The sequence below is a fragment of the Streptomyces sp. NPDC050806 genome (assembly GCF_055586425.1).
In genome coordinates, this window is record NZ_JBVJIF010000007.1 from 522,139 (window position 1) to 548,786 (window position 26,648).

The 26,648-nt window shown below is 70.7% G+C and carries 25 protein-coding genes and 1 pseudogene; 12 read left to right on the forward strand and 14 right to left on the reverse strand.

All coding sequences use genetic code 11. The annotated features are described in order from the left end of the window. Nucleotides 1–31 precede the first annotated feature (31 nt). Entirely contained in the window at nt 32–1,705 is a 1,674-nt protein-coding gene (locus ACZ6WH_RS24455; protein WP_469730555.1) for a fumarate hydratase, read from the reverse strand. A 178-nt stretch (nt 1,706–1,883) separates the two neighbouring features. Between ACZ6WH_RS24455 and ACZ6WH_RS24460 the strand changes: the two genes are divergently transcribed. From ACZ6WH_RS24460 to ACZ6WH_RS24470, 3 genes are all read left to right on the forward strand, one after another. Further along, nucleotides 1,884–3,893, forward strand: a complete 2,010-nt coding sequence (locus tag ACZ6WH_RS24460; RefSeq protein WP_469730557.1) for a glycoside hydrolase — start codon at nt 1,884–1,886, stop codon at nt 3,891–3,893. 91 nt (nt 3,894–3,984) lie between these two features. Further along, a complete protein-coding gene (locus tag ACZ6WH_RS24465) occupies nt 3,985–4,659 on the forward strand; it encodes a DUF1707 SHOCT-like domain-containing protein (protein WP_469730703.1) in 675 nt (224 codons plus the stop codon). A 212-nt stretch (nt 4,660–4,871) separates the two neighbouring features. After that, nucleotides 4,872–5,231 (forward strand): WhiB family transcriptional regulator, encoded by a 360-nt coding sequence (locus tag ACZ6WH_RS24470; protein ID WP_432858383.1) that lies wholly within the window; start codon nt 4,872–4,874, stop codon nt 5,229–5,231. A gap of 81 nt (nt 5,232–5,312) precedes the next feature. Here ACZ6WH_RS24470 and glpX read toward each other — a convergent pair whose 3' ends face one another. After that, nucleotides 5,313–6,344 (reverse strand): class II fructose-bisphosphatase, encoded by a 1,032-nt coding sequence (gene glpX, locus ACZ6WH_RS24475; protein WP_469730559.1) that lies wholly within the window; start codon nt 6,342–6,344, stop codon nt 5,313–5,315. Nucleotides 6,345–6,551: 207 nt separating this feature from the next. Between glpX and ACZ6WH_RS24480 the strand changes: the two genes are divergently transcribed. Continuing rightward, entirely contained in the window at nt 6,552–7,091 is a 540-nt protein-coding gene (locus tag ACZ6WH_RS24480; protein ID WP_432864668.1) for a DUF4245 domain-containing protein, read from the forward strand. A gap of 171 nt (nt 7,092–7,262) precedes the next feature. Here ACZ6WH_RS24480 and ACZ6WH_RS24485 read toward each other — a convergent pair whose 3' ends face one another. From ACZ6WH_RS24485 to ACZ6WH_RS24500, 4 genes are all read right to left on the reverse strand, one after another. Continuing rightward, a complete protein-coding gene (locus tag ACZ6WH_RS24485; protein ID WP_432858385.1) occupies nt 7,263–7,856 on the reverse strand; it encodes a malonic semialdehyde reductase in 594 nt (197 codons plus the stop codon). Between the two features lie 277 nt (nt 7,857–8,133). Continuing rightward, complete coding sequence (locus ACZ6WH_RS24490; protein ID WP_469730561.1) at nt 8,134–8,436, reverse strand: exodeoxyribonuclease VII small subunit; 303 nt, start codon at nt 8,434–8,436, stop codon at nt 8,134–8,136. A gap of 10 nt (nt 8,437–8,446) precedes the next feature. Further along, nucleotides 8,447–9,676 carry an exodeoxyribonuclease VII large subunit gene (gene xseA / locus ACZ6WH_RS24495; protein ID WP_469730563.1) on the reverse strand — a complete coding sequence of 410 codons (1,230 nt, stop codon included), beginning with the start codon at nt 9,674–9,676 and terminating at the stop codon, nt 8,447–8,449. A 211-nt stretch (nt 9,677–9,887) separates the two neighbouring features. Then, nucleotides 9,888–11,327, reverse strand: a complete 1,440-nt coding sequence (locus ACZ6WH_RS24500) for an APC family permease (protein WP_469730565.1) — start codon at nt 11,325–11,327, stop codon at nt 9,888–9,890. A 179-nt stretch (nt 11,328–11,506) separates the two neighbouring features. Here ACZ6WH_RS24500 and ACZ6WH_RS24505 point away from each other — a divergent pair, with 179 nt between their 5' ends. Both ACZ6WH_RS24505 and ppgK read left to right on the forward strand, forming a co-directional pair. Continuing rightward, the gene (locus tag ACZ6WH_RS24505) at nt 11,507–12,577 is read left to right on the forward strand and encodes a 4-hydroxy-3-methylbut-2-enyl diphosphate reductase (RefSeq protein ID WP_469730566.1); all 1,071 of its coding nucleotides are present in this window, start codon (nt 11,507–11,509) and stop codon (nt 12,575–12,577) included. A gap of 107 nt (nt 12,578–12,684) precedes the next feature. Next, nucleotides 12,685–13,542, forward strand: coding sequence for a polyphosphate--glucose phosphotransferase (gene ppgK / locus ACZ6WH_RS24510; protein ID WP_469730568.1), 858 nt, complete (start codon nt 12,685–12,687; stop codon nt 13,540–13,542). A 61-nt stretch (nt 13,543–13,603) separates the two neighbouring features. Here the strand turns inward: ppgK and ACZ6WH_RS24515 are convergent. After that, a pseudogene (locus ACZ6WH_RS24515) lies at nt 13,604–13,828 on the reverse strand (DUF6542 domain-containing protein); the annotation flags it as partial. 833 nt (nt 13,829–14,661) lie between these two features. Here ACZ6WH_RS24515 and ychF point away from each other — a divergent pair. Further along, entirely contained in the window at nt 14,662–15,750 is a 1,089-nt protein-coding gene (gene ychF, locus ACZ6WH_RS24520) for a redox-regulated ATPase YchF (protein WP_362219331.1), read from the forward strand. A gap of 108 nt (nt 15,751–15,858) precedes the next feature. On the opposite strand, the gene ACZ6WH_RS24525 is transcribed toward ychF, so the two are convergent. Beyond that, nucleotides 15,859–16,977, reverse strand: a complete 1,119-nt coding sequence (locus tag ACZ6WH_RS24525) for a tyrosine-type recombinase/integrase (protein WP_469730570.1) — start codon at nt 16,975–16,977, stop codon at nt 15,859–15,861. A 22-nt stretch (nt 16,978–16,999) separates the two neighbouring features. Beyond that, a complete protein-coding gene (locus ACZ6WH_RS24530) occupies nt 17,000–17,506 on the reverse strand; it encodes a helix-turn-helix domain-containing protein (protein ID WP_469730572.1) in 507 nt (168 codons plus the stop codon). Between the two features lie 129 nt (nt 17,507–17,635). On the opposite strand from ACZ6WH_RS24530, the gene ACZ6WH_RS24535 reads away from it, so the two are divergent. The 5 genes from ACZ6WH_RS24535 (at nt 17,636) to ACZ6WH_RS24555 (ending at nt 23,316) form a co-directional block, all read left to right on the forward strand. Next, nucleotides 17,636–17,836: a helix-turn-helix domain-containing protein gene (locus ACZ6WH_RS24535; protein WP_346100140.1), complete on the forward strand. Its 201-nt coding sequence runs from the start codon at nt 17,636–17,638 to the stop codon at nt 17,834–17,836. A gap of 143 nt (nt 17,837–17,979) precedes the next feature. Beyond that, the gene (locus ACZ6WH_RS24540) at nt 17,980–19,491 is read left to right on the forward strand and encodes a DnaB-like helicase N-terminal domain-containing protein (RefSeq protein WP_469730575.1); all 1,512 of its coding nucleotides are present in this window, start codon (nt 17,980–17,982) and stop codon (nt 19,489–19,491) included. Between the two features lie 606 nt (nt 19,492–20,097). After that, entirely contained in the window at nt 20,098–20,616 is a 519-nt protein-coding gene (locus tag ACZ6WH_RS24545; RefSeq protein ID WP_469730577.1) for a MobC family plasmid mobilization relaxosome protein, read from the forward strand. Next, nucleotides 20,613–22,331, forward strand: a complete 1,719-nt coding sequence (locus ACZ6WH_RS24550) for a relaxase/mobilization nuclease domain-containing protein (protein ID WP_469730579.1) — start codon at nt 20,613–20,615, stop codon at nt 22,329–22,331. Before ACZ6WH_RS24545 ends, ACZ6WH_RS24550 begins: the two co-directional genes overlap by 4 nt. A 127-nt stretch (nt 22,332–22,458) precedes the next feature. Beyond that, on the forward strand, nt 22,459–23,316 hold the full coding sequence (locus ACZ6WH_RS24555) for a hypothetical protein (protein ID WP_469730581.1): 858 nt from the start codon (nt 22,459–22,461) through the stop codon (nt 23,314–23,316). Here the strand turns inward: ACZ6WH_RS24555 and ACZ6WH_RS24560 are convergent. The 5 genes from ACZ6WH_RS24560 to ACZ6WH_RS24580 all read right to left on the reverse strand — a co-directional run bounded on the left by ACZ6WH_RS24560 (nt 23,304) and on the right by ACZ6WH_RS24580 (nt 26,520). After that, nucleotides 23,304–24,161 (reverse strand): aldo/keto reductase, encoded by an 858-nt coding sequence (locus ACZ6WH_RS24560; protein WP_469730583.1) that lies wholly within the window; start codon nt 24,159–24,161, stop codon nt 23,304–23,306. The two genes, ACZ6WH_RS24555 and ACZ6WH_RS24560, sit on opposite strands and share 13 nt — an antisense overlap. Continuing rightward, nucleotides 24,095–25,291: a JmjC domain-containing protein gene (locus ACZ6WH_RS24565; RefSeq protein WP_469730585.1), complete on the reverse strand. Its 1,197-nt coding sequence runs from the start codon at nt 25,289–25,291 to the stop codon at nt 24,095–24,097. Before ACZ6WH_RS24565 ends, ACZ6WH_RS24560 begins: the two co-directional genes overlap by 67 nt. Before the next feature lie 90 nt (nt 25,292–25,381). Further along, a complete protein-coding gene (locus ACZ6WH_RS24570) occupies nt 25,382–25,549 on the reverse strand; it encodes a hypothetical protein (protein WP_469730587.1) in 168 nt (55 codons plus the stop codon). A 99-nt stretch (nt 25,550–25,648) separates the two neighbouring features. Then, the gene (locus ACZ6WH_RS24575) at nt 25,649–26,005 is read right to left on the reverse strand and encodes a hypothetical protein (protein WP_469730588.1); all 357 of its coding nucleotides are present in this window, start codon (nt 26,003–26,005) and stop codon (nt 25,649–25,651) included. 20 nt (nt 26,006–26,025) lie between these two features. Next, nucleotides 26,026–26,520 carry an ATP-binding protein gene (locus tag ACZ6WH_RS24580; RefSeq protein ID WP_469730590.1) on the reverse strand — a complete coding sequence of 165 codons (495 nt, stop codon included), beginning with the start codon at nt 26,518–26,520 and terminating at the stop codon, nt 26,026–26,028. Nucleotides 26,521–26,648: the final 128 nt, after the last annotated feature.

Genomic DNA, 26,648 nt, shown 5'->3' on the forward strand with positions numbered 1-26,648 from the left:
GGGCCCTCGGTGCGAGAGGTGTGCGGGCGGCTCAGCTGCCGGCGCGGACCGGAATGCTGGTGAAGGTCGGGGCCGGGGCCGGGTCCTGGAAGAAGTCGTTGCCCTTGTCGTCCACGACGATGAACGCCGGGAAGTCCTCGACCTCGATCCGCCAGACCGCCTCCATGCCCAGCTCCTCGTACTCCAGGACCTCGACCTTCTTGATGCAGTCCTGGGCGAGGCGGGCCGCCGGGCCGCCGATGGAGCCGAGGTAGAAGCCGCCGTGCGCGTGGCAGGCGTCGGTGACCTGCTTGGAGCGGTTGCCCTTGGCCAGCATGACCTTCGAGCCGCCGGCCGACTGGAACTGCTCGACGTACGCGTCCATGCGGCCGGCCGTCGTCGGGCCGAAGGAGCCGGAGGCGTAGCCCTCGGGGGTCTTGGCCGGGCCCGCGTAGTACACCGGGTGGTTCTTCAGGTACTCCGGCATCTCCTCGCCGGCGTCCAGCCGCTCCTTGATCTTGGCGTGCGCGATGTCCCGCGCGACGACCAGCGTGCCGGTCAGCGACAGCCGGGTCTTGACCGGGTGCTTGGTCAGCTCGGCGAGCACGTCGTCCATCGGGCGGTTCAGGTCGACCTTCACCGCGTCCAGGTCGGGGCCCGCGCCCTCGGTCAGCTGCTCCTCGGTGGTCTCCGGGAGGAAGCGCGCCGGGTCGGTCTCCAGCTGCTCCAGGAAGACGCCCTCCGCGGTGATCTTCGCGACGGCCTGGCGGTCGGCGGAGCAGGACACCGCGATGGCGACCGGGCAGGACGCGCCGTGCCGGGGGAGACGCACCACGCGCACGTCGTGGCAGAAGTACTTGCCGCCGAACTGCGCGCCGATCCCGATCTTCTGCGTCAGCTCGAAGACCTTGTCCTCCAGCTCCTTGTCGCGGAAGCCGTGACCGGTCGGCGAGCCCTCGGCGGGCAGCTCGTCGAGGTAGTGCGCGGAGGCGTACTTCGCGGTCTTCATGGCGTACTCGGCGGAGGTGCCGCCGACCACGATCGCGAGGTGGTACGGCGGGCAGGCGGCCGTACCGAGCGAGCGGATCTTCTGCTCCAGGAACTTCATCATGGAGGCCTCGTTGAGGACCGCCTTGGTCTCCTGGAAGAGGAAGGACTTGTTGGCCGAGCCGCCGCCCTTGGCCATGAACAGGAACTTGTACGCGTCACCGTCGTTCGCGTACAGCTCGATCTGGGCCGGCAGGTTCGAGCCGGTGTTCTTCTCGTCCCACATGGTCAGCGGGGCCATCTGCGAGTACCGCAGGTTCAGCTGGGTGTACGCGTCGTAGATGCCGCGGGAGAGGGCCTCCTCGTCGCCGCCCCGGGTCAGCACGTTCTGGCCGCGCTTGCCCATGACGATCGCGGTGCCGGTGTCCTGGCACATCGGGAGCACGCCCGCCGCCGCGATGTTCGCGTTCTTCAGCAGGTCCAGCGCGACGAAGCGGTCGTTGGCCGAGGCCTCCGGGTCGTCCAGGATCTTCCGCAGCTGCGCGAGGTGGTCCGGGCGCAGGTAGTGCGCGATGTCGTGCATCGCCTCGGCGGCGAGCTTGCGCAGCGCCTCCGGCTCGACCTTGAGGAACGTCCGACCGTCGGCCTCGAAGGTGCTGACACCCTCCGACGTGACGAGGCGGTACTCGGTCTTGTCCTCGCCCGTGGGCAGGAGGTCGGTATAGGCGAATTCCGGCATTACGGATAATCCTCACTGGACGGTGACTTCGCTGTCATCAACGGCAGCCTCAACACCTTAGAACCCCTCACGGCGGTCGCCGCTGTGAGGTAAGGCTCACCCGCCGCCGGCCCGGCGCCGCGGCCGTCTCCGGGCGCTTCTTAGATCTCCCTTAGAAACCCCGCGCACAGTGCCGCGCATGACACGTTTCCTGAAAGCTGCGACAGGCTCCCGGAAGCGGCGGGCCGCGCTCGCCGCGCTGGCCGGGACCGCGCTGACCGCGAGCACGTTCACGGCCCTCCAGGCGTACGCCGGGCCCGCGGAGCCCGGTGACGGCGGCGGCACGGTCGCGCTGCGGATCAAGGGCGGCGAGGCGCGCGTGGACCCCCGCACCCTGCGGATCACCGCCCGTACGGCGAGCGGCGCCGAGTCCGAGCTCTCCGCGGCGGCGGGGGAGCCGCTGGGCACGGTCTCCCCGGTGACCCGCAGCGGGGCCGGCGCGCGCTGGTCCTATCCCGACCGCGGCCTCGACGTCTCGGTGGCGGCCCGCGACGGGCGGCTGGTCGTCCGTATGCACGCCGAGAAGGACGGCAGCATCGCCTGGCCCGCCGGAGGCGCCGCACAGCCGCGGGGCGCGACCTACGAGCTGCCCCGCGGCGAGGGGCTGCGGATCCCCGCCGCCGACGCCTTCTGGAACTCCGGGAAGGCCGGGCTGACCGGTGCGGACGGCATCGACCTCAAGGACCTGACGATGCCCTTCTGGGGCACCACGGCGGGCGGCCACGGAGTGAGCACCCTCGTCCCCACCGACCTGGGCACCAACCTGCGCTTCGTCTCCAAGGACGGGCGGCTGCGCACCGCCGCCTCCCACGACTTCCGCCGCGCTGAAGGCACCGACGACTACACCGTGGCCTTCTCCCTGACCGACGGCTCGCCGGTCGCTGCGGCCAAGGACTACCGCCGGTACCTCGCCTCGAAGGGACAGCTCGGCAGCCTGAAGGCGAAGATCCGCAAGAACCCCGAGGTCGCCGAGTTGATCGGCGCCCCGCACGCCTACGTATGGGGTGACGGCCGCAGCAAGGAGACCGTCGAGCGGCTCAAGAAGCTCGGCGTCTCCCGGATGTGGCTCGGCTACGACGCCGACGGCGAGCCGATGACGAAGGGGGCCGTCGCCGCCGCGCAGCGGGCGGGCTACCTCGTCGGCCCGTACGACAGCTGGGACAACGCCCAGGACCCCGAGAGCGCCGACACCAGCGTGGCGAAGTGGCCGGACCGGCTGTGGCCCGAGGGCTGCGTCCACGATGCCGACGGCAAGCCGGAGGGCGGCTTCGGCGGCCGCGGCTGCTACCTCAGCTCCCAGGCGCTCGCCGACGCCGAGCCGGGCCACCACTACCTCGCCGACCGGGTGCGGGACATGTCGGCGAACGGCGTGCACAGCTACTTCCTGGACGTGGACGCCACCGGCGAGCTGTTCCGCGACCACACGCCCGGCCACCCGATGACACAGGCCGGGGACCGGGCGAACCGCATGGAGCGGATGCGCGGGGTGTCCGACGGCTCCCTCGCCGGCGGCCGCCCGTTCGTCCTCGGCTCCGAGTCGGCCGGCTCCTGGGCGAACCAGGTGCTCGACTTCAGCCACGGCTCCAGCACGCCGGTCCACGACGGCCTGTGGAAGGCCGAGCGGGACAAGGAGACCTGGGGCGGCTACTGGCCCGAGGGGCGGCCGGGCATGTTCTTCAAGGAGGCGAAGCTCGACGCGTCCGTCGCCAAGGCGATGTTCGACCCCGCGTACCGGGTGCCGCTGTACGAGACGGTGCTGCACGACTCGGTGGTCAGCACCGACCGCTGGGAGCTGTCCCTCTACAAGCTCCCCGAGCAGAAGCGGGACCGCGCGCTGCTCGCCATGCTCCACAACACCCCGGTGAACCTCGCGCTCGACGGCAAGGTGCTGGACGCGCACGGCAAGGAGATCGCGGCGATGCAGCGGTTCTTCGCCGGCATCCAGAAGGCCGCGGGCACGGAGGCGATGACGGACTTCCGCACGCTCACCGCCGACCACAAGGTGCAGCGGACCGCCTTCGGCGGCAACGGCGGACTGAAGATCACCGCCAACTTCGGCAGCACGGCGTACCACGGCCTGCCGGGCGGCTGTGTCCAGGCCACGAGCAAGGGACACCCCGCTCCGCAGCGGTTCTGCCCGGAGAGCTGAGACCGGCGCTGTCCCCTGGTCGCGATCTATCGCGTTTCGCTACGCTGTTGAGGTGGACGCATCAGACAACGGGGGACAGCGCCCCGCACCCGTGGAACTCTCCAAGCCCGCGCCGGCCCCGACCGCCGACGCCGGGCTCCGCGCCTCCGACGCCGACCGGGACCGGATCGCCGGGATCCTGCGCGAGGCGCTGGCCGAGGGGCGGCTGGACGCCGAGGAGCACGCCGAGCGCATCGACGGCGTCTACCGGGCCAAGACCATGGGTGAGCTGGAGCCGCTGATCAGCGATCTGCCGGCGGCGCGGGACGCGGCGGGCACCCGCCCGGCGGCCGGCGCGGCGTACGGCCCGGAGCCCGCCGCCGGCCCCGAGGACGCCCGTCTCGTCGGGGTCTTCGGCGCCGCGGTCCGCGCGGGCCGCTGGCGGGTGCCGGGGCGGCTGACCGCGGTGTCGGTCTTCGGCTCGGTCGAGATCGACCTGACCGAGGCGATCTTCACTCAGCAGCATGTGCGCGTCCACGCCACCGCGGTCTTCGGCAGCGTCGACATCCGGGTGCCGGAGAACGTGACGCTGCGCGGCAGCGGCTCCGGCGTGCTCGGCTCCTTCGAGATCCGGACCGACGAGTCGGAGGACCCGGCCGCCCCGGTGATCACCGTGGGTGGCTTCGCCGTGCTCGGCAGCGTCGAGGCGAAGCCAAAGCGCGGCAAGTGGGTGCGGGACCTGCACGGCATGCTGCGCGAGCGCCGCCGTCGGCACCTGGGGCACTGAGGCGCTGCCGGTACGCAGGTGGGACCCGCCTGTAAGGCGCGCCGCAATCCGACGCTGCTTTCAAACCGTACGCCACGGTGTGCATAGAGCCGCGTACAGCGGGTAGGGCTGGTGCATCGTCTCTCGTACGGCTGCGGGGTGTGCGAAACGTCGTGCGCAGCGAGACGGGCAAGTGGTGAATCAAATCGCCGAGCCGTCGTCAGGAGTAGACCGTGCTGCTACCGCATCAGCCCCTGCAGGACGCCGCCGTCGTGCCCGCCCAGCGAGGGCCCGCTCGGGACGAGGCCGGCCCCTGGCACTCCGAGGCGGTGTGCCGACGGGACGAGGCCGGACTCTTCTTCGCGCCGTCAAAAGAGCCGACGGCTGCCCGCCTGGCCAGGGAGGAAGCCGCGAAGCGGGTCTGTGCCCGCTGCCCCGTGATGATCGAGTGCCGGGAGCACGCGCTGCTCCAGCCCGAGCCGTACGGCGTCTGGGGCGGCCTGACCGCCGCCGAACGCCGGGTCGTCCTGGCCCGCCGCCGCCGCCGCGACGCCGAGCTCCAGCGTTCGGCGCGGATGCCCGCAGCGGGCTGAACCCCGTACGGATCCCGACGGCCCGGTGCCCCACCGCAACTGCGGCGGGGCACCGGGCCGTCGGGCGTACGGAGCGCTGTCTCAGCTGGGCCGCTCGAAGTCGACCGAGCTGTAGGCGCGCAGCTTGGAGAGCCGGTGCTCGGAATCGATCTGCCGGATCGTGCCGGACTTGGAGCGCATGACCAGCGACTGGGTGGTGGCGGTCTCCGCGCGGTACCGCACGCCGCGCAGCAGCTCGCCGTCGGTGATGCCGGTGGCGACGAAGAACACGTTCTCGCCGCTGACCAGGTCGTCGGTGTGCAGCACGCGGTCCAGGTCGTGGCCCGCGTCGATCGCGCGCTGCCGCTCGTCGTCGTCCTTGGGCCACAGCTTGGCCTGGATGGTGCCGCCCAGGCACTTGATCGCGCAGGCCGTGATGATGCCCTCGGGCGTACCGCCGATGCCCAGCAGCAGGTCCACGCCGGTGCCTTCGCGTACTGCCATGATCGCGCCGGCCACGTCGCCGTCGGCGATGAACCTGATCCGGGCGCCGGCCTCGCGGATCTCCTTGACGATGCCCTCGTGGCGGGGGCGGTCCAGGACGACGACGGTGACGTCCTCGGGGCTGGACTTCTTCGCCTTGGCGATACGGCGGATGTTCGCCTCGACCGGGGCGTTGATGTCGACGTAGTCGGCGGCCTCGGGGCCGGTGACCAGCTTGTCCATGTAGAAGACCGCGGACGGGTCGAACATGGAGCCGCGGTCGGCGACGGCCATGACGGAGACGGCGTTGGCCATGCCCTTGGCCGTCAGCGTCGTGCCGTCCACGGGATCCACGGCCACGTCGCACTCCGGGCCGGTCCCGTCGCCCACGCGCTCGCCGTTGAACAGCATCGGCGCCTGGTCCTTCTCGCCTTCGCCGATGACGACGACGCCGTTCATCGAGACGGTGTGGATCAGGGCCCGCATGGCCTTGACCGCGGCGCCGTCCGCGCCGTTCTTGTCACCGCGGCCGACCCAGCGGCCCGATGCCATCGCACCCGCCTCGGTGACGCGGACCAGTTCCAGGGCGAGGTTGCGGTCGGGGGCTTCGGGGCTGACCTCAAGCTGGGACGGCAGATGATGCTCGGTCATCGGAGCGCACCTTTCTGTACGGCGACGGCCGGTTAGATGAGGGTTCGCTTGACCATATCGCTATGTCGAGATTATGAGCAGGGCACCCCACGTATGAGCAGTGCTCACCGGCCCCGGGGAGCCGTGCGCGCCGCCCGGCGCGTGGCCGGAGTGGGGGTCTTGTCCGATGCGTTCCCGGCATGGGGGACGATAGGGGGCGTGGCTGGTATGCGAGGCAAGCAAACGGTGCGGGACATGGTCCTGTCGATGGCCGTGATCGGCATCGTCGTCGCGGCGATCTATCTGTTCATCCCGCACAACGACAGCAAGGACGCGGAGAAGGCCGCGGTGAAGACCGTCGGCTACCGCGTCGAACTCGCGACAGCCCGGCGCGCGGCCCCGTACCCGGTCGCCGCGCCCGAGGGGCTGCCCGAGGGCTGGCGGGCCACCTCCGTCTCGTACAAGGCGGACAGCGACGGCAAGGGCGGCGCCTGGCACCTGGGCTTCCTGGACCCGAAGGACCAGTACGCCTCGGTGGAGCAGAGCGATGCCCCGGCCCGCGAGTTCGTCAAGAAGGTCACGCTGAACGCCACCCCGGCCGGCGGCGGCCAGGAGGTCGACGGCGCCCGCTGGGACCGGTACAAGGGCGACACGTACAAGGCCCTCGTCCGCAAGGAGTCCGGCCACACCACGGTCGTCACCGGCACCGCGTCCTACGACGGCCTCGCGGAGCTGGCGGGCGCGCTGAAGGCCAAGAACGAGAAGTAGCCGCAGGCCAGAACGAGAAGTGGCGGCAGGCCAGAACGAGAAGTGGCGGCAGGGCCCTCGGCCCCGTACGCACGACGAGGCGCCCCGTACGCACGACGAGGCCGCCGCACCCGGAGCGGGTGCGGCGGCCTCTCGCTGTGCGGGGCGGCCCGGACGGCGGCCGGCCGTGGCTCAGACGGTGGCGGCGGCGTCCTCGAAGGACAGACGCGGCGAACGCGGGAAGAAGGCGTCGGCGCCCGGCTTGCCGACGTTGATGACCATGAAGGACTTCTGCTTGCCGTCGCCGAAGAACTCCTTGTCGATGGCGGTGAAGTCGAAGCCGGTCATCGGGCCGGCGGCCAGGCCGGCGGCGCGGATGCCGAGGATGAAGTAGCCCGCCTGGAGGGTGGCGTTCTGGGTGCCGGCGACCTCACGCACCGCGGCCTCGGAGAAGAAGGTGTCCTTGATGCCCGGCGCGTGCGGGAACAGCTCCGGCAGCTTCTCGTGGAAGTCCAGGTCCACGGAGAGTATGACGGTCAGCGGGGCCGCCAGCGTCTTCGGGCCGTTGGCGCCCATGGCGTGCTCGACGAGGCGCTTGCGGGCGTCCTCGGAGCGGACCAGCGTCAGGCGCAGCGGCGACTGGTTGAAGGCGGTCGGGGCGAACTTCACCAGGTCGTAGACGGCCTGAACCTGCTCGTCGGTGACCGGCTCGTCCGTGAACGTGTTGGCGGTCTGGGCCTCACGGAAGAGGAGGTCAGCAGCGGCGGCGTCAAGGGCGAGAGTCATGAAGGGCACCTCGGTGATTCGTGGTGGTTCCGGGCCGGGCCGGTCCGGTTTGTACACCCTCCACTCTAACGGCGATAGATTAAGTTTCAACTAAAGCGAGGGGATTGTGAGCGGTTTCACATGGCCGCGTTTCGTGTGGCCGGTGCTTCACATGACCGGGTGCTCGGCCTGACCGGGTGCTCGGCCTGCTCGGCCTGCTCGGCCTGACCGACATCGCCGGCGGAGCCCAGGGGCTGACCGGTCCGACCGGTCTCCTCGCAGCGCCCGGCCGGTGACCTCAGTCCTCCCCGGACCCTCCGGCCTCGTCCTCGCCCTCGTCCTCCGCCAGGGCCGCGTCCAGCCGGGCGCGGGCGCCGTCCAGCCAGCGTCGGCACACCTTCGCCAGCTCCTCGCCGCGCTCCCACAGCGCGAGCGACTCCTCCAGCGTCGTGCCGCCCGCCTCCAGGCTGCGGACCACCTCGATCAGCTCGTCCCGCGCCTGCTCGTACCCGAGCGTGGACGTCACGTCCGGCGCGCCCGCCGCCCCGGCACCCGCCGCGCCGTCCGTCTCCATGCCCGTGTCCGTCTTCGCCTTGGCCATGGGCCCCAGCCTAAGCGGGGGGTGTGACAGAGCCGTCCGTCCGACGGACCGTGAAGTCACCCTCGGCCACCCGCGCCCGCAGCTCCTCGCCCTCGCCGACCTCCTCGGGCGCGCGGACCGCATGGCCGTCGGCGCGCTGCAGCACGGCGTACCCCCGCTGCAGCGTGGCCTTGGGGGAGAGGGCCACCACCCGCGCGAGGGTGTGCGTCAGCTCGGAGTCGGCCCGGTCCAGCAGATGCCCCAGCGTGCGCCGGCCGCGCTCCAGCACCGCGGTGACCTGCTCCTCGCGCGCCTCCACCATGCGGTGCGGCTCCCGTATGCAGGGGCGGTTCAGCGCGCCCGCGAGGCCGCGCTCCTCGCGGTCCAGGAAGCCGGTGACCGAGCGCAGCGCGCGCTCGCGCAGCTGCTGGATGCGGGCCAGCTCCTCGCCCACGTCGGGTACGACCTTCTTCGCCGCGTCCGTCGGCGTCGAGGCGCGCAGGTCCGCGACCAGGTCCAGCAGCGGGCTGTCCGGCTCGTGGCCGATCGCCGAAACGACGGGCGTACGGGCCTGGCCCACGGTCCGTACGAGCTGCTCGTCGGAGAACGGCAGCAGGTCCTCCACGCTGCCGCCGCCCCGCGCCACGATGATCACGTCCACGTCCGGCCGGGCGTCCAGCTCCCGCACCGCCTCGATCACCTGCGGCACGGCGTGTATGCCCTGCACCGCGACATTGCGCACCTCGAAGCGGACGGCCGGCCAGCGGTGCCGGGCGTTCTCCAGTACGTCCCGCTCCGCCGCGCTCGCCCGGCCGCAGACCAGCCCGATCAGCTGCGGCAGGAACGGCAGCGGGCGCTTTCGGTCGGCCGCGAACAGCCCCTCGGCGGCCAGCGCCTTCTTCAGCATCTCCAGCCGCGCCAGCAGCTCGCCGACGCCGACCGGCTTGATCTCGGCGGCCCGCAGCGAGAGCTGGCCGCGCGGTGCGTACCACTCCGGCTTGGCGTGCACCACGACCCGGGCGCCCTCGCTGATCACGTCGGCGACCTTGTCGAAGACCTGGCGATAGCACGTCACGCTCACCGAGATGTCGTGCGACGGGTCGCGCAGCGTCATGAAGACGACGCCCGCGCCGGGCCGCCGCGACAGCTGGGTGATCTGCCCCTCGACCCACACCGCGCCGAGCCGGTCGATCCACCCGCCGATCAGCCGCGACACCTGACCGACCGGGAGGGGAGTCTCTGCGGACGTCTGTAGAGCCATGCACCGAGCGTATCGGCGGCCACCGACAGTCCGGCGACAGTCCGGCGACGCCGTTTCCCGCCCGCGGTTTCCCGCCCGCCGCGTCCCGCCCACCCGCTGCCCACCCGCCGCGTCCCGGCGCCGTATCGCCCAAGGCGCCGGGGCGCGGCGAGCGGGGTGCCCTGAGGAGGCACCGGCCGCCGCCCCCTCACACGCCCGGTTGCACGCCCCCTCACACGCCCGGCAGGTCGGCCTTCCGTCCCCTCGCGTACTGCACCGCCAGCACCACCAGCCCGATCACCAGCCACACGCCGCCGACCACCTGGGCCGTCGGGGAGGCCTCGACGATCACCGCGACCACCACAGCGAGCCCCAGCAGCGGGATCACCACATGGGACAGCACCTTCGGCGCGGCGGCCCGCTTGCGCAGCCAGAAGTAGCCGATCACCGACGCGTGCAGCAGCCCGAACGCGGTCAGCGCCCCGACGTTCACGATCGAGGAGAGCTGGTCCAGGCCGTCGTCCCGGCGCGCCGCCCACACCGCCGCGACCAGCGTCACCACCGCCGCGCCCAGCATCGCCCGGCGCGGCACCCCGCTCCCCGCGTCCACCTTCGACATCGCCCCCGGCAGCCGCCGGTCCCGCGCCATCGCGAAGAGCAGCCGCCCGGCCGCCGCCTGCCCGGCCAGCGCCGCGAACGCCGCGCCGATCGCCTTGCTCGCCGCCACCAGCTTCTGCAGCCACTCGCCGGCCGCGGCGTTCGCCGTCGTATAGAAGGCGTCGCCCTGCTCGGCCGGCTTCGCCGCCAGCTCCGCCGCCGACATCGGGGCGAGCAGCGCCGCGAGGTACGTCTGCACCGCGAAGAGCACACCGGCCACCACCAGGCAGGTCAGCACGGCCCGCGCCACCCGCTTCGACCCGCCGGCCGACTCCTCGGCGAACGCCGCGATGGCGTCGAACCCCAGGTACGACAGCACCGCCACCGACACCGCAGCCAGTACCGCGCTCGTCGAGAAGCCGCCCTCACCCGTCAGCGGCACCGCCCAGCCGCGCTGCGCGCCGTCCGCCGCCAGCACCCACACGGCCGCCACGACGAAGACCACCAGCACGACGATCTCCATCGCCAGCACCAGGAAGCCCACCACGGCCGCCGTCCGTACGCCCCACAGGTTCAGCAGCGTCGTGACGACGACCGCCACCGCCGTCCAGGTCCACTGGTGCACCGACGGCACCAGGGAGTGCAGCGCGATCCCCGAGAAGAGGTAGGCCACCGCCGGGATCAGCAGGTAGTCGAGCATCGCCATCCAGCCCGCGACGAAGCCCGCGCCCTCGCCCAGGCCCACCCGGGCGTACGTGTAGACCGAGCCGGCCTGCGGGGCGACCCGCACCATCTGCGCGTACGAGTACGCCGTGAACGCCATCGCGATCGTCGCGACGACGTACACGAGCGTGATCGCGCCGTGCGACTTGGCCTGGAGCGTGCCGAAGATGCCGACCGGCGCCATCGGCGCGATGAAGAGCAGGCCGTAGACGATCAGGTCCCGGAAGGACAGGGTCCGCCTCAGCCGGCCTCCGGCGGCCACGGTCGCCCCGGCGGGGTCCGCGGCCCCGGCGGGGCCGGCGGGATCGGGAACGCCGCCGTGCGGGGGCTGCGGCTCGGCCGTTGGGGGCATGACGGACACCTCTGCGTGACGAACGGTCCGGCGGCGCTCGCCGGCCTCACATGATCGTCGGCCGTCCCGTCGTTTCGGGCAAGCCGCCCTGCCGTGCGGACAAACGGCCCGTAACGCACCGTCCCCACCCCTGGCCAGGCCTTCCGTGGGACACCACCCCGACCCGTACGATGGGAACCATGACCACCCCGACTTCCCGCCGCGTCCTCCTCGCCGCCCCTCGTGGATACTGCGCCGGCGTGGACCGAGCCGTCATCGCCGTCGAGAAGGCCCTGGAGCAGTACGGCGCGCCCGTCTACGTGCGCCACGAGATCGTCCACAACAAATACGTGGTCAAGACGTTGGAGAAGAAGGGCGCGATCTTCGTCGAAGAGACGGCGGAGGTGCCCCCGGGCAACATCGTGATCTTCTCCGCGCACGGTGTCGCGCCGGTCGTCCACGACGAGGCCAAGCGCGGACAGCTCGCCACCATTGACGCCACCTGCCCGCTCGTCACCAAGGTCCACAAGGAAGCCGTCCGGTACGCCAAGGAGGACTACGACATCCTCCTGATCGGTCACGAGGGCCACGAAGAGGTCATCGGCACCAGCGGCGAGGCCCCCGAGCACATCACCCTGGTCGACGGCCCCGACGACGTGCAGAACATCGAGGTCCGCGACCCGGACAAGGTCGTCTGGCTCTCCCAGACCACCCTTTCGGTCGACGAGACCATGGAGACGGTCGGCGCCATCAAGGGCCGCTACCCCAACCTCCTCTCCCCGCCCAGCGACGACATCTGCTACGCCACGCAGAACCGCCAGACGGCCGTGAAGCAGATGGGCGCCGAGTCCGACCTCGTCATCGTCGTCGGCTCCAAGAACTCCTCCAACTCCGTCCGCCTCGTCGAGGTCGCGCTCGGCGCCGGCGCCAAGGACGCGCACCTGGTCGACGGCGCCGAGGAGATCGACGAGGCCTGGCTGGAGGGCGTGCGCACCGTCGGCGTCACCTCCGGCGCCTCGGTCCCCGAGGTCCTCGTCGAGGGCGTCCTGGAGTGGCTGGCGCAGCGCGAGTACGAGGACGTGGAGACCATCACCTCCGCCACCGAGTCCATCCACTTCTCGCTGCCCAAGGAGCTCCGCCGCGACCTGCGCTCGGAGGCGGAGTCGGCGACGGAGGCGAAGCCGGAGGGCGAGTCCGCGCCGGAGGCGAAGCCCGAAAGCGGGTCGCCGACGGAGACGAAGCCCGAGGGCGGGTCCGCGCCGGAGGCGTGAGGTTTCCCCCTCGTCATCCGTCGTCATCCCTCGTCGTCCCTCGTCATCGCCGGGCCGGTTCGCCTTTTGACGGGTGAGCCGGCCTCTCCGCGCCTAGCCTTTTCCTCATGAACGTATTCGGTGTGGACATCGGCGGGTCGGGCATCAAGGGCGCGCCCGTGGACCTGGAACGCGGCGAGCCGGCGGAGGAGCGCTTCAAGGTGCTCACCCCGCACCCGGCCACCCCGGAAGCCGTCGCCGACGGCGTCCAGCAGGTCGTGGAGCATTTCGACTGGTCGGGGCCGGTCGGGGTGACGTTTCCCGGCGTGGTCACCGAGGGGGTGACCCGCTCGGCCGCCAATGTCGACAAGTCCTGGATCGGCACCGACGCCGCCAAGCTGCTGACCTCCCGGCTCGGCGGCGAGGCCGGCAACTGCCCGGTCACCGTGCTGAACGACGCGGACGCCGCCGGCCTCGCCGAGGTGCACTTCGGCGCCGCGCGCGGCCGTACGGGCACGGTCGTCATGCTGACCCTGGGCACCGGCATCGGCAGCGCCCTCTTCACCGACGGGCAGCTGGTCGCCAACACCGAGCTGGGCCACCTCGAACTGGACGGCCACGACGCCGAGACCCGCGCCTCGACCCGGGTCAAGGACGAGGAGGACCTGAGCTGGCACGACTGGGCGCACCGGCTCCAGAAGTACCTCCGCCACGTCGAGATGCTCTTCACGCCCCAGCTCTTCGTGATCGGCGGCGGGGTGAGCCGCAAGGCCCACAAGTTCCTGCCCCTGATCAAGGGCGTCAAGGCTGAGATCGTGCCTGCGCAGCTTCAGAACAACGCGGGGATCGTTGGGGCCGCAATGGCCGCCCGGCGGGCTTGCGACCCGGCTGCCGCCGCTCCCGCTCCGGGGCGGGACGCCGGTCTCGGGGCCGCCGATCCCGGTCCTGCCGGACGGCCGGACGCTGCGCCCGCCGCCGGAGGATGAGCAGGCACTTCCGTACGCCGACGAGCAGCACGCTGAGGGCCGTACCGAGGTAGAGCCAGCCCGCGTTCACCGCGAGGACGGTGAAGACGCCCATCAGCAGGCTGCCCGAGCCGCCGGCGCCGGCGATGGGGAGGCAGCCCACGGCGTACGCGATCGGCAGCGTGACCGGCGCGACGACCAGGTCGTACGGGCGTACCCACAGCGCGCCCGCGGCCCCCGCCAGCACGAAGCAGACGCCGTACACGGTGGGCGAGCCGCCCGCCAGCAGCCGGTCCAGGAAGGCCATGACCAGCAGCGCGAGGGTGGTCAGCAGGGCACAGCCCAGCCCGGTCAGCTTGGCCGCGGGCAGCCTGCGGACCAGCGCGGCGAGCGGCCCGGGCAGCACGCGCCGGGCCCCCGCCCGGTAAACGGTCGAGGTCTCGGCGATAGCGGGCCCACTGTCGCCCCCGTCCGCTCCGTCCGCCCCGGCCGATGCGCTTCGCGCCCCCTGGGCGGCGGCCCGAGCGCCTTGCGCGCTCTTTGCGCCCTCCACGGCCTTCGCCGGGGGGCGGCTGCCGCGGGCGACGGAGGGCGCCGCGGCGGGACGGTTCCCGGCGGCACGCGCCGCGGCCGGACGTCCGGTCCGGGACGGGGTGTGCTGAGGTGCGCGCGCTTCGTGTTGCTCCACTCGCCAACGGTAGGCCGCTAAGTGGGATTAATAGCCCGTAGGACACGCGCTTTCCGCGACGATGCCGCCGGATCACCATCCGGAAGCGGTACGAACGTCGTACGTGTGGGCGTGTCGGTACGACGTTCGCGGGGCGGCGGGTCCCGGTCCGAGTCGTACTCGCGGGCGTGCCGGCGGGCCGCAGGACCGGGGCTGCGTCGTAGGTACGGGGGTGTGGGCGGGCGACCGGTCCCAGTCCGCGTCGTACGTGCGGGCGTGCTGTCGGGCCTCCGGACCGGAGCGCACCGCCCACCCGCCCCGCCCCGTAGACTGGTGGATCGGCCCCCTCGGGCACTGCACTGCCTGCCCGTCCGGGGCGGTGCCCCACCGGGGCCATTGCCCAGCAGCCGGGCGCCGGCCTCCCGGGCCGATGCCCGCCCACCCCACCTCCCGTCGGAAGTCGAGTCGCCAACGTGTCGCTCACGATCGGAATCGTCGGCCTGCCGAATGTCGGCAAGTCGACCATGTTCAACGCCCTGACCAAGAACGACGTGCTGGCGGCCAACTACCCGTTCGCCACCATCGAGCCCAACGTCGGCGTCGTGGGCGTCCCCGACCCGCGCCTGACCAAGCTGGCCGAGATCTTCGACTCCCAGAAGGTCCTCCCGGCCACCGTCGACTTCGTCGACATCGCCGGCATCGTGCGCGGCGCCTCCGAGGGCGAGGGCCTGGGCAACAAGTTCCTGGCGAACATCCGCGAGTCCGACGCGATCTGCCAGGTCATCCGTGCCTTCAAGGACGAGAACGTCGTCCACGTCGACGGCAAGGTCTCGCCCCGGGACGACATCGAGACGATCAACACCGAGCTGATCCTCGCCGACCTCCAGACCATCGAGAAGGTCCTCCCGCGCCTCCAGAAGGAGTCGCGCATCAAGAAGGACGTGGCCCCGAAGGTCAAGGCCGTCGAAGAGGCCAAGGAGATCCTGGAGCGGGGCGACACCCTCTTCTCCGCGGGCATCGTCCAGGGCTCGGGCAACGAGGAGCTCCTGCACGACCTCCACCTCCTCACCACCAAGCCCTTCCTCTACGTCTTCAACGTCGACGAGGACGAGCTGACCGACGAGGACTTCAAGAACGAGCAGCGCGCGCTCGTCGCCCCCGCCGAGGCGATCTTCCTGAACGCCAAGCTGGAGGCCGACCTCGCCGAGCTCGACGAGGAGGAGGCCCTGGAGCTCCTCCAGTCCGTAGGCCAGGAGGAGCCCGGCCTCGCGACCCTCGCCCACGTCGGCTTCCGCACCCTCGGCCTGCAGACCTACCTCACGGCCGGCCCCAAGGAATCCCGCGCCTGGACCATCAAGAAGAACGCCACGGCCCCCGAGGCCGCCGGCGTCATCCACACGGACTTCCAAAAGGGCTTCATCAAGGCCGAGGTCATCTCCTTCGACGACCTCGTCGAATGCGGCTCAGTAGCCGAGGCCCGCTCCGCAGGCAAGGCCCGCATGGAGGGCAAGGACTACGTGATGCAGGACGGCGACGTGGTGGAGTTCCGCTTCAACGTCTGATCGATCTTGTGGAAGGCCGTCTGACCTGCGGGGGAGTGGGTTGGGCGGCCTTTGCGGTCCGCATACGGTCCGCAGCGTGCTGACGTAGGTCAGCGCGTGGGGGAGTGGTTACGCCGCCGCTTCGGTTTGGGGTTTGCCCCTGTCGGGTCGGTCCGCGTACGCCTTGTCGACGGCGGCCCGCGTCCGCTCCTCGGAGTCGGGCCACAGATGGGTGTAGATGTTCAGCGTCATGGCCGCGTTGGTGTGGCCGAGTCGCTCGGAGACGGTCTTCACCGACTCACCGTGCTTGATCAGCAGACTGGCGTAGTGATGCCGGAGGGCGTGGGGTCCGGTGCCCTTCGGTATGCCGGCCTTCGCACAGGCGGGCCGCCATGCCCCGTCCATGAAGTGCGTGTAGACCACGGGCCCGCCCTGCGGTGCCGTGAAGACCCAGCTCTCCGGTCCGTCGACGGGGAAGTCCCGCAGGTGGGCATTCATGGCGTCGACTGCCACCCTCGGCAGCGGGACGGTGCGATACGACCGCGCGGTCTTCGGCGGCCCTACGTACACCCCGTGCTTCGCCGTCTGCTGGATCTGCTGCTCGACCGAGACGGTCGCATGCAGCAGGTCGACGTGCCGGAGCTGGAGGCCGAAGAGCTCGCCGGGCCGAAGTCCGGTGGCGGCGCCCAGCAGCACGAGGCCCTTGTAACGGGCGGGCACCGCCTCGGCCAGCGCCCGTACCTGCTCGACCGCCAGGGGCACCACCTTCTTCCGGGGCACGGCGGGCAGCTTCGCCTCCGCACACGGGTTGTGGGGGATCATGCGGTCGCGAACCGCCGCGCGAAAGACCGCGTTGACCGTGTTGAAGACGGTCCGTGAGGTGCTCGCCGCGAGCTTGTGAGTGGTCGTCAGGCTGGTGACCCACGTCTGTATGTCACCGGGCTTGATGGCGCCGAGCGCTCGCTTCTCCCAGACCGGGTAGACGTAGCAACGCAGATGCTGGGCCACGGCCTTGGCCGTCGATGGCCGGTGCGGCTGACTGGCCCGCCACTTCTCCGCGTACTCCTTGAACGGCGTCTTGGCCGACCGCGGATCGACGTACTGACCCGTGATCACGCTGGCCGTGACCTCATCGAGCCACCGCTGAGCGTCGACCTTGCGATCAAAGTGGCGGGCGTGCTCCTGCCCGTCGAGGTCGCGGTAGCGGGCGCGCCATTTGCCGTTAGGGCGCTTCTGGATGTTCGCCAAGTGGGTTCTCCTTTGGGGTGGGTCAGTTGTGGTGGTAGCAGCCACCGTCCTCGATGTACTGGGTGAGAGCGCGAGCGTCGCGTTCCTCGCCCGCGAGGCGGAGACACTGCTTGTGGAAGGCACCCGAGCTGTCTGGGTGCGCCTGGATGTATTCGGCGGCCAGGACGACCGCTTGGTGCAGGTGGTCCTGCGCGTCGCGAGCCTTGTAGAACGCATCCACGGCGTCTTGAACGCGCTGCCTTCCTTCGATGTCGAGCCCCTCCTGGGGCGGGGACATCAGCTCTTCCAGGGGCAGCTCGAAGACGCGGGCGAAGCCGAGGGCCTCGTCGAGGGTGATCTTCCGTCGCGGTGTGCCGTTCTCGATGCGCCAGACCGCGGTCTGGTTCATGGGGACGCCGGCCTCGGTCATCCGGGCGGCGAGCTCGGTCGTGCTCCACCCTCTGACCTCGCGCTCCAGCGCAACTCGCTCGGCCGCGTTCCCCTCGCTGTAGAGCAGCGGTACCCCTTCGCCGATGGGCGGTGTGGTCATGCCGACCTCCCTCTCTTCCGTCTCTCGCCATCGTTATCCCGATTGAACCAAAGCCTCTCCCGTTTGCCTAATCGCCGCCCGTCAGGTACACCTATGCATATCGACTTGATCGCAACTCGAAAGGGAAAGATGGATCGCTACCTGACCACCGCCGAGGTCGCCGAGCGCTACCGCACCGCAGCCAGCACCGTGCGGTACTGGCGACACCAGGGGTACGGACCGCGTGGCGTGAAGGTGGGCCGCCGCGTGCTCTACAGCGAGACCGAGCTGGCCCGCTTCGACCGGCAGCTGCTGGAGCAGGGCCCGCGGCAGTGGGGATGGGCCGCATGAGAAGCCCCGGCCCCGGACACGGCAACGGCCCCCGGTGCGTCAACACCGAAGGCCGTCCGAAGTCCCACGAGATCGCCCACTGCTGAACGAACCTGAGGTGGTGCGGGGCCTTGCCCGCCTCGCGCCACCGGTGAGGACCTGTTGTGCCCCACCCTACGGCCCCGCTCCCGGGTCCGTCACCCGAGCCCGCGGACGCCGGAGGGCAGGCACCCCCGCACGATGCCGATGCCGAACGGGTCGTGCTCGGAACCTGCATGCACCACGCCGAGAGCATCGCCGAAGTGCGCGAGCTGCTCGACGGCACGGACTTCTATCGCCCTGCCCACGAGACGATCTGGTGCGCTCTGCTCCAGCTCCATCAGCAGGGAAATCCGTCCGACCCCATTGCCGTGTCCGACCTGCTCCAGCGCCAGGGCGACCTCGCTCGGGTCGGGGGCGCGAGCGCCGTCCACGGTCTGGCGCACGCAAGCGTGGCGTCCGGCAGCGCCGGCTACTACGCCGACATCGTGGCGCGCACGGCACGGCTTCGCCGCGTACAGAGCGCCGGTCTGCAAGCTGCCCAGCTCGCGAGCGATCCGGGCAGTGATCCGGAAGAGCTCCACACCGCCTTGGAGGACACGCTTCGCACCGAGCGTGAGCGCGCCCGGAACGCCGGTACCTCGCGTCTGGACCGGTACGTCTCGGACGGATGGGCATTCGTCACCGACACCGGGGCGGAGACCGAGCCGCTGTGGGGCACTCCGGAGCAGACCGCTTGGGCGGCAGGCGAGAGCCTGATGATCGTGGGACCGCCGGGCGTCGGCAAGACCACCCTCGCCCACCAGGTCATCCTGGCCCGGCTCGGCGTATACACCGACGTACTCGACCTCCCTGTCGCCGCGAGCCGGCGCGTCCTCTACCTAGCCATGGACCGCCCGCCGCAGATTGCCAAGGCCCTGGCACGCCATCTGGGCCCCAAGGACGAGCCGACGCTGCGCGACCGGCTGCGGGTGTGGTCCGGCCCGCTGCCCACCACTCTCGACAAGGACCCCCACCTCCTCGCCGAACTGGCCGCCGCCCACCAGGCCGACACGGTCGTGATCGACAGCCTGAAGGACGCGGTCAGCCGCCTGACCGAGGACGAGGCCGCCATTGCCTACAACAACGCCCGCCAGCACGCCCTGCGCGAAGGCGCCCAGCTCCTGGAACTGCACCACCAGCGCAAGTGGACCGGCGACGCACCCCGTGACCAGCGCCCTGTCCTGGACCGGGTCTACGGGTCGACCTGGTTCACCTCCGGCGCGGGCAGCGTGCTGTTCATCGCCGGGGAGTCCGGTGATCCGGCGGTCAAGGTCCACCACCTCAAGATGGTGACCGGTGAGATCGGCCCCCTGCCGGTCATCCACAACCACCAGCGCGGCACCTCCTACGTCGAGCAGACCCTCGACCCGCTTGCCCTGCTCCAGGCCAGTCCCGAGGGGCTAACCCCGCGAGACCTGGCCGCCCACCTGACCGAGGAGGCAAAGCCCAGCCGCGCGGACGTGGAGAAGGCCCGCCGCAAGCTCGACCAGCTCGCCCAGGCCGGCCACGCAGAGAAGTCCCAGGGCACCGCCGGCGGAGCGAGCGGCGGTCAGCAGGCCACTTACCGGGCCCGCCGCCTGGTCGCCGTCTCCTGACCTGACCGACCGCACGCCAAGCCGCAGGCGTGTACCCGGCGCACCTGCGGTCAGCTCTCTTCCGCCCGCGGTCAGTCCCGGTCAAAGTCCCGGTCAGTTCCGGTGGTCTGACCGGGCCTGACCGTCCTCCGGTGGCCGGCTGGACACCGCACTGACCGCCCGCTGAGGCGGTCCCGCAACGGCCCGCCGGACCGCGAAAAGCGTTCACGGACCCGTTCACGCCCATCGTGCGCGTGACCCCTGCACGGACCGATCACGGCGTTCACGAATAGCAAGAAACCGCAGGTCAGGCGATCACGCCACTACACACGGCGTTCACGCCCCGGACCGTTCACGCGCGTGCCCCCTCTTAAAGGGGGGCACGCGTGAACGCTCCTCCGTGCACGCCTTCCTTCTGCCGAATTTCCCGCCCTCTCTCAGGAGCGTTCCATGCCCCGCCACACCGGCCTCCCCAAGCCTCAGGACACTGGCCTGGCCCCGGACAACTTCGACACGCCCCAAGCCCATCGCGGCAACCGACTGACCAAGCACGCCCTCCACGCGGCAGCAAGGTATGGCGTTGGACCGTCCAAGGACGGCGCCAACGGGGAAGCCTGCGCCCCAGGGGTGGCGCAGGCACTCGGGCACCAGGGGGTGCCCGAGGAGGACAAGCCCGTCGATGCGACCACTCCGTCGCTGCCGCGCGCCGCCGACGTAGCAGCCCTGCATCGCGTCGCCCGCCGCCGCCCCTACGGCAAGGGGCAGCGCAAGGAGCGGGTGGACGCCCGGTACAGCGTCGAGGAGAAGACCAAGATCCGCGCCAAGGCCTATTCGCTAAACATCACCGGCGCCTACCTCGTAGGTGCCGCCGTCATGGCCTACGTCGACGGCGACCTCGCCGTGCCCGGCCAGCGCACCTCCGTCGACGACTACATCGACGAACTCAACGCCCTCCGTGCCCAGGTCGCGAGGATCGGCAACAACGTCAACCAGATCGCTCGCGTGCTCAACTCCGGCGGTAATCCACACGCTGGGGATGCCGCCACACTGGCCCAGGCCGAGCGCACCCTGAACACCGTCCGGGCCACCATCGGCGACATCGCGGCGGCCGCAAACCGAGCCGCCTCTGCGAAGGCGGCCACGTGATCGCGAAAATCAGCAGTGGCAAGAGCACCGCCGGCCTGATCCGGTACCTGTTCGACACCAAGAAGGCCAAGGACCACACGGACCCGCACCTGGTCGCCTCCTGGGACGGCTTCGCTCCCGACCCTGGCCGCGCCGCCGACTTCGACGCCACGAAGAAGCTCCTCGTGCAAGACCTCGACCTGCACGTCAAGCAGGCCGGGCGGCTCGGCCAGGCTTCCAAGCAGCATGTGTGGCACTGCTCGCTGCGGGCCGCACCCGAGGACCGCATCCTCAGCGACGAAGACTGGGACCAGATCGCCCGCCGCGTCGTCGCGGCCACCGGCATCGCCCCCGCCTGTGACCCCGACGGCTGCCGGTGGGTCGCCGTACGGCACGCCCCCGACCACATCCACATCGTCGCCACTAAGGTCCGAGCAGACCTGCGCCCTGCCCGCCACTGGAACGACTACCTGACCGCAGACCGAGAGCTCGCCGCCATAGAGAAGGAATACGGCCTCCACCGTGTCGTCCGCGGTGACCGCACCGCGGCTCAGCGCCCCACCCGTGCCGAGCAGGAGAAGGCCCACCGCGCCGGCCGCCAGGCCACCGCCCGCGAGCGCCTGCGCACCACCGTCCGTACCGCTGTCGCGGTGGCCACCGATCCCGAGGAGTTCCTCACCGTGCTCGCCGGTACCGGTGTCCTCGTCGACGTACAGCGCTTCCCTTCCGGTGACATTCGTGGCTACAAGGTCGCCCTCGACGGCGACACCAACGCCGCAGCCCAGCCCATCTGGTTCTCCGGCTCCAAACTCGCCCCCGACCTGTCCTTCCCCAAGATCCGCGAACGCCTGACCGCCACCGACGCAGACCCCACCAGCCAGCAGCCGGGCAGCCGCCGTCAGCCCAATGCCTGGCACCAGGCCGCCGCCGCAGTCGAACGCATCCCGACCGTCCTCGACCAGGGAGACGATGCGGCCGCGCAGGCCCACCTCGCCGCCTTCGGCGAAGCCCTCGACGCCCTCCCCCTACTCGCGCCCAAGGAGACCCGGCCCCGGCTCAGCCAGGCCGCCCAAGCCTTCGAACGCGCCACCCGCTCCCGCATCCGCGCCGAACACCACCACGCCCGGGCCCTGCGCGGCGCCGTCCGGTCCATGCTCCGAGCACCCGCGCCCAAGGACGGGGCCGCCCTCGCAATGTTCCTCGACGCGGCCGTTCTCGTCACCATCGCCGCCGCCCGCTGGCACCAGGCTCGCCGCCACGACCAGCAGGTCATGGCCGCTCGCGAGAGCCTGCTGCACGTCCAGGCTGCCTACGACCAGGCCGCAGCCGCACCCCTGGCCGCCCTCGCCCAGCGCACGCCACCCGCTCGCACCGGCGAACGCCACGCCCAGCAGATCCGCGCGGTTCTGCCTCAGTACGCGGAGGAAATCCTCGAAGATCCCGCCTGGCCGGCCCTCGCCGCCGTGCTCACCGACGGCGATACCGCCGGCCACCGGCCAGGCATGCTCATCGAGCAGGCTGCCCGCCAACGCTCACTTGACGATGCCCGCTCACCTGCAAGGACACTGACCTGGCGCATCCAGCGGCTCGGCAACCGTCCCGCACCCAGTGCCAGGGGCCTCGCCGCCCGGGCCCGCAGTAGCTATGCGACACAGGTGCGCCCCACCCCGCTGCCCTCGCAAGCGCGCCCCGCGGCCAACGAGGCCACTCCCCGATCTCGTGCTCCGCGCCGCTAAACACACGCCCGACAGGCGCCTCGGTCGCCAGACGGCGTGGGGGCGGGTTGCGAGCCAGCCACCGCCCCCACGCCGTAGCTGCTGAGATGGGCGTGGGGCAGGTTGTCCCAGTGCTACGGTCGCCCGTATGGCGCTCTCGGCATCGACAACTCGTAACGCTGACTTGCGGGTTGAATCCGTTGATGAGGTTCTGGACCACGTAGAGCGGGTTCTTCAGGCACACCTGGCCCGGGACACCGTCGTACGCAAACGCCGATCGGTCGGGGCGCGGACGGACCGTGATACGTGGGTACGGATCGAGAGGCGAGGGCTGGACAAGATCGGCGTCCAGGGGTGGAACGGCACCGAGTCCGCGGCGCGACTGGAAGGCATCGCTCAGCCTGCATGGCAGGGGTGCGTGGTGTGGCGGGACGCGGACGAGCCTGTCATGTGGCGGGCCGATGAGACCGAGCTCTTGCCCGGAAAGCCCATCGGAACCGCCGTGCTGAGCGACGATCCAGAGTTGCCGGATGAGTGGTGGAAGACATTCAACTCCTCCCTGGACGCGCTCGCGGCCCAGGACACGAGGCGCGTCGCCACGCCGGACACCGACACCATCACGCAAGCGCTCGTCACCGAGTCCATCCGCGGCGTGTTCTCCGACGACTTCGACACGACGATTGAGCGATGGGTGCCAGCCCATGCGGACCTGAACTGGGCGAACATGACCGCGCCGACGTTCTGCCTCTTCGACTGGGAGGACTGGGGGAACGCGCCACTGGGGCTGGACTCTGCCTCCCTGTGGGCAAGCTCCCTTGCCGTCCCGGCTCTGGCCGATCGCGTACGGCGAGAGCGCCGCCGTGACTTCGAAAGCCGGGACGGCAAGCTGATGACGCTGTTCGTGTGCTCGAAGATTCTGGGGCCGTATGCGCACCCCGAGGATCCGCGGCTAGAGCCCGCACGCCGCATGGCGCAGCAAATTGTCGCGGAGCTTCAGGCTGGCTGACTCCCGAACCGGTGTCGGAGGAGGCTCCGGTACTGGTGGATCGCCTGCTCGTCGACCTCGCCGTTCAGGGCGCCGATCAGCTCGCCCAGATGGGCGGGCTCGTCCGTACCCACGGCGATGGTGCCGACCTGCGGGAGGTGGTACGCAACCCGGAAGGCCGTCTGTACGCGGGAGAGCCTGCTACCGCGCCGAAGGAAGACGCGGGGATCGATCCTCTCCCACACCGGGGCGTCCATGCCGCCCCCGAAGGGGCTCATGCCCCACACCCTGCCGTCGTCCAGACCCCACGCCGCCGTGAGGGCATCCGCGGCATCGAGCGTTCTGATCCCGACCAGCAGGCCGGCGCGGATCATCAGGACGGACGGCCTCGGTGCGGTCGCATCGATCAGGCCCAACAGCGGAGACGGGGCCCAGGACGCGACGCCCCAGGCGCCGCACAGCCCCTTCGCCGTGGCCTCGTCGAGGGCAGCGCATGCCTGGGCCAGCACGTCCCGGTTGTCCGGGGCGGCATGATGGAGTGAGTGTTCCGGATTGTGCAGGAACACCAGGTCTGGCTCCCGCCCGAGGTCCCGAGCCGCCTGTTCCGCTGCCGCGTGTAGCCGTGCCGGATTCAGGGAGTGCTCCGCCCCGCCCGGCCCCGGGAAGTAGCCGACCTTCGTGGAGATCTCGAACTTTGGCAGCAGGTCGCCGGCGGTCTGCGCCAAGACCTGATGTGAGCGGAAACCGAAGTAGTTGGTGCTGGTGTCGAGCGCGGTGACGCCAAGGTCCAGCGCGCCGGTCAGCAGACGGCGTTCGTGACGAGACCGGTGTAGCCCGAGGACAATTCGAGGGTCAGCGGCGCGCATATCTCCTCCTTCACCAAGATCTCGGCAACCTCCGCAGCTTCGGCCCCGACGACGGCTGCGGCCTGGGCCAACGGGACGGGACTGCCGCTCAACAGCAGACGCAGCGCGGGCAGGGTCTTGGCTGTGAGGGTGAGCTTCTTCCCCGAGGCCACGATGTCGACGGTCTCGCCGTGCTCTTGGATCTGGGGAGGGAAGTGGGTCGTGCACGCCACGGCGTCGAGCGGCCCGAGGACGTCGAGGAACGGCACATGCCGAGGCAGCGTCGTCGCCTTCTCGTGGGCGGCCAGGAAGTCGGCCGGGGAGCGTTCGCCGATCAGCTCAGCGGCGGCCGCAGTCAGGGCTTCGCCACCGGTTCCGTGCCAGCGGTCCAGGTCGTGACGGAAGATCTCGCGCTCACGGCACCAGTCGGCCAGCCACGCAAGCCAACTCGCTCCGGTTCGCTTGGTGATGCCGAACGTGACGTGAAGGCTCTTCCCTGAGCCGCTGCCGGTCCGGGTCGCCTGGTGCCAGTGGCCGCGGGGGATGTGCATGACGTCACCGGCCCTCATCATGCCGGACCAGATGATCTCGTCGCTCGGGGTGTTGTTGGGGTCGGCGTCCCGGTACATGGGGACCTCGCGGGAGGGCGCGCGCACCTCCCACTCCTTCTCGCCCGCAAGCTGGACGATCACGACATCGTGATCGTCCCAGTGCAGAGGGAAGCCGGCGGCATCGTTGGTCGTCAGGTACGCGTTGACCTGCACGCGCTCGTGGGACCACCACTGCAGGGCCCGGCATGCGACTTCCATCGTGGGGTCGAAGACATTGAGCTGGTCGAGGATGAGCGTGGCACCTTGCTCAAGGAGCCGACCAAGGCTGCGCATGTTTGCCATGGGAATGCTCTGGCCCCGAGGGCTGACGGTGTCGGTGTAGTAGACGGCCGGGTGGACTTCCTCGCCCTTCTGGAAGCACCGGAACTGCGGGCGGCTCAGGCTCCTGCGCATCGCGATGTCCAGCAGGCGGTTCGGGGTCAGGATGCGGGAGACGAGGGCGGGGTCCTCCACGCTTCCTCGTACGAAGCCCTTGCCCAGCTCCTCCGCTCCGCTCCAGCCGAGCGCTGTCTCGATGGCGCTGATCAACCGGTGTTCCATCGCTGCCTCCTCAATCCTCAATGGGTTGACCGCTTGTTGCTGACAGGCGGGGGGCCTGCACGGCGGTCCGTGCAGGCCCCCCGCCTGGGACTACTCGCTGTCGTGCAGGTTGCCGTCACCGCCCGGCCACGGGGCGTCGCCGGAACTGCCGGCGTTGTCGGACCGGAGGCTGTCGTACCGGTCGTGGACGGCGGTCAGCTCTTCCACCGCCACCAGGAGGCCACTTTGGGCCGGAGGCGGTGTGATGGGCTCTGCCACCTCGTGCTCCTTCCTCTTCGGTTCCCCCGCCGGGGTTCCGGCGGGAAGCAGGGCCGCCCCCACGGCCGTGGGAGATGTGGGATGACGTGGGGGCGGCTTTCAGTGGGCGGCACGATGGGCCGCAGCCCTGCGGTGGCGGTCCCTGTCGGGAGGTGCCGGCGTGCGATGCGCGGGCAGGACGCCTGCGTCTTCGCGCATGTTGGCTTCCAGAACGCGCTGGTCCAGTTGGTACAGGCACGCACGGCAGGCGTAGAGGGACGCATGCATGCCGCTGGAGCGGACGGGCCCGATCCACGTGACCTCGACGTCGTCACGCCCGCACCACAGCCAGCACATTCCCTGCGGCTGCCACTCATGGCGGTCCCACAGGGTGTCCGCGATCGGCTCTCCGGTGACCGGGTCGATGTCGCGGCGGGTGGGCCGGAAAACCACATCGGGCTCTGGAAGCCGGGTCACGCGCAGGGTGTGCCGTCCCATCACGCGACCGCCCAGGGGAGCGAAGCCGGCGCGCCTCGGATCTCAGGCCCCGGCCTGTCGGCGAATAACCGGCGCAGAATGCTGGCCCAGGCGGCTGGCGCCGGCCTGGGCAGCGCAATCTCCGCCCATACCCGCTTTCCTCGGTCGGTGGGATTCCAGCCCGACCGCACCGCCAGAAAGCCGACCAGCGCGAGGCCGCGACCACTCTCGCCGTCGGCTTCGGTGCCGTTTGCCTTCACAGCAGCCACGGGATCGCTGTCGAGAACGTCGATTACCAGGCTGCCCGGCCGGTCGTAGAGCGCGACTGTGATGGGCCCTTCCCCGTGGACGACGGCGTTGGTGATGAGCTCAGAGGCGACCAGGCGGACCGCGTCAGCCGTCTCGTCATCCAGCGGGACGCCCCACGAACGCGCCTTGTCGATGATCAGACGTCGGGCGGAGGAAACCTCCTCTTCCTTACCCGCGAGGACGAAACGAGTGACGAGCGTGAACATGGCGGACGCCTCCGAAGAGCTGGAGAGCGGCTCCACTCCCGACAGGGGGACGCAGGGGTGGAGCCGCCGATCTGGGAACCATCCGGTGGACGTCTTCTGCGCGGCTCTCGGACGGCTGATGTCCAGTC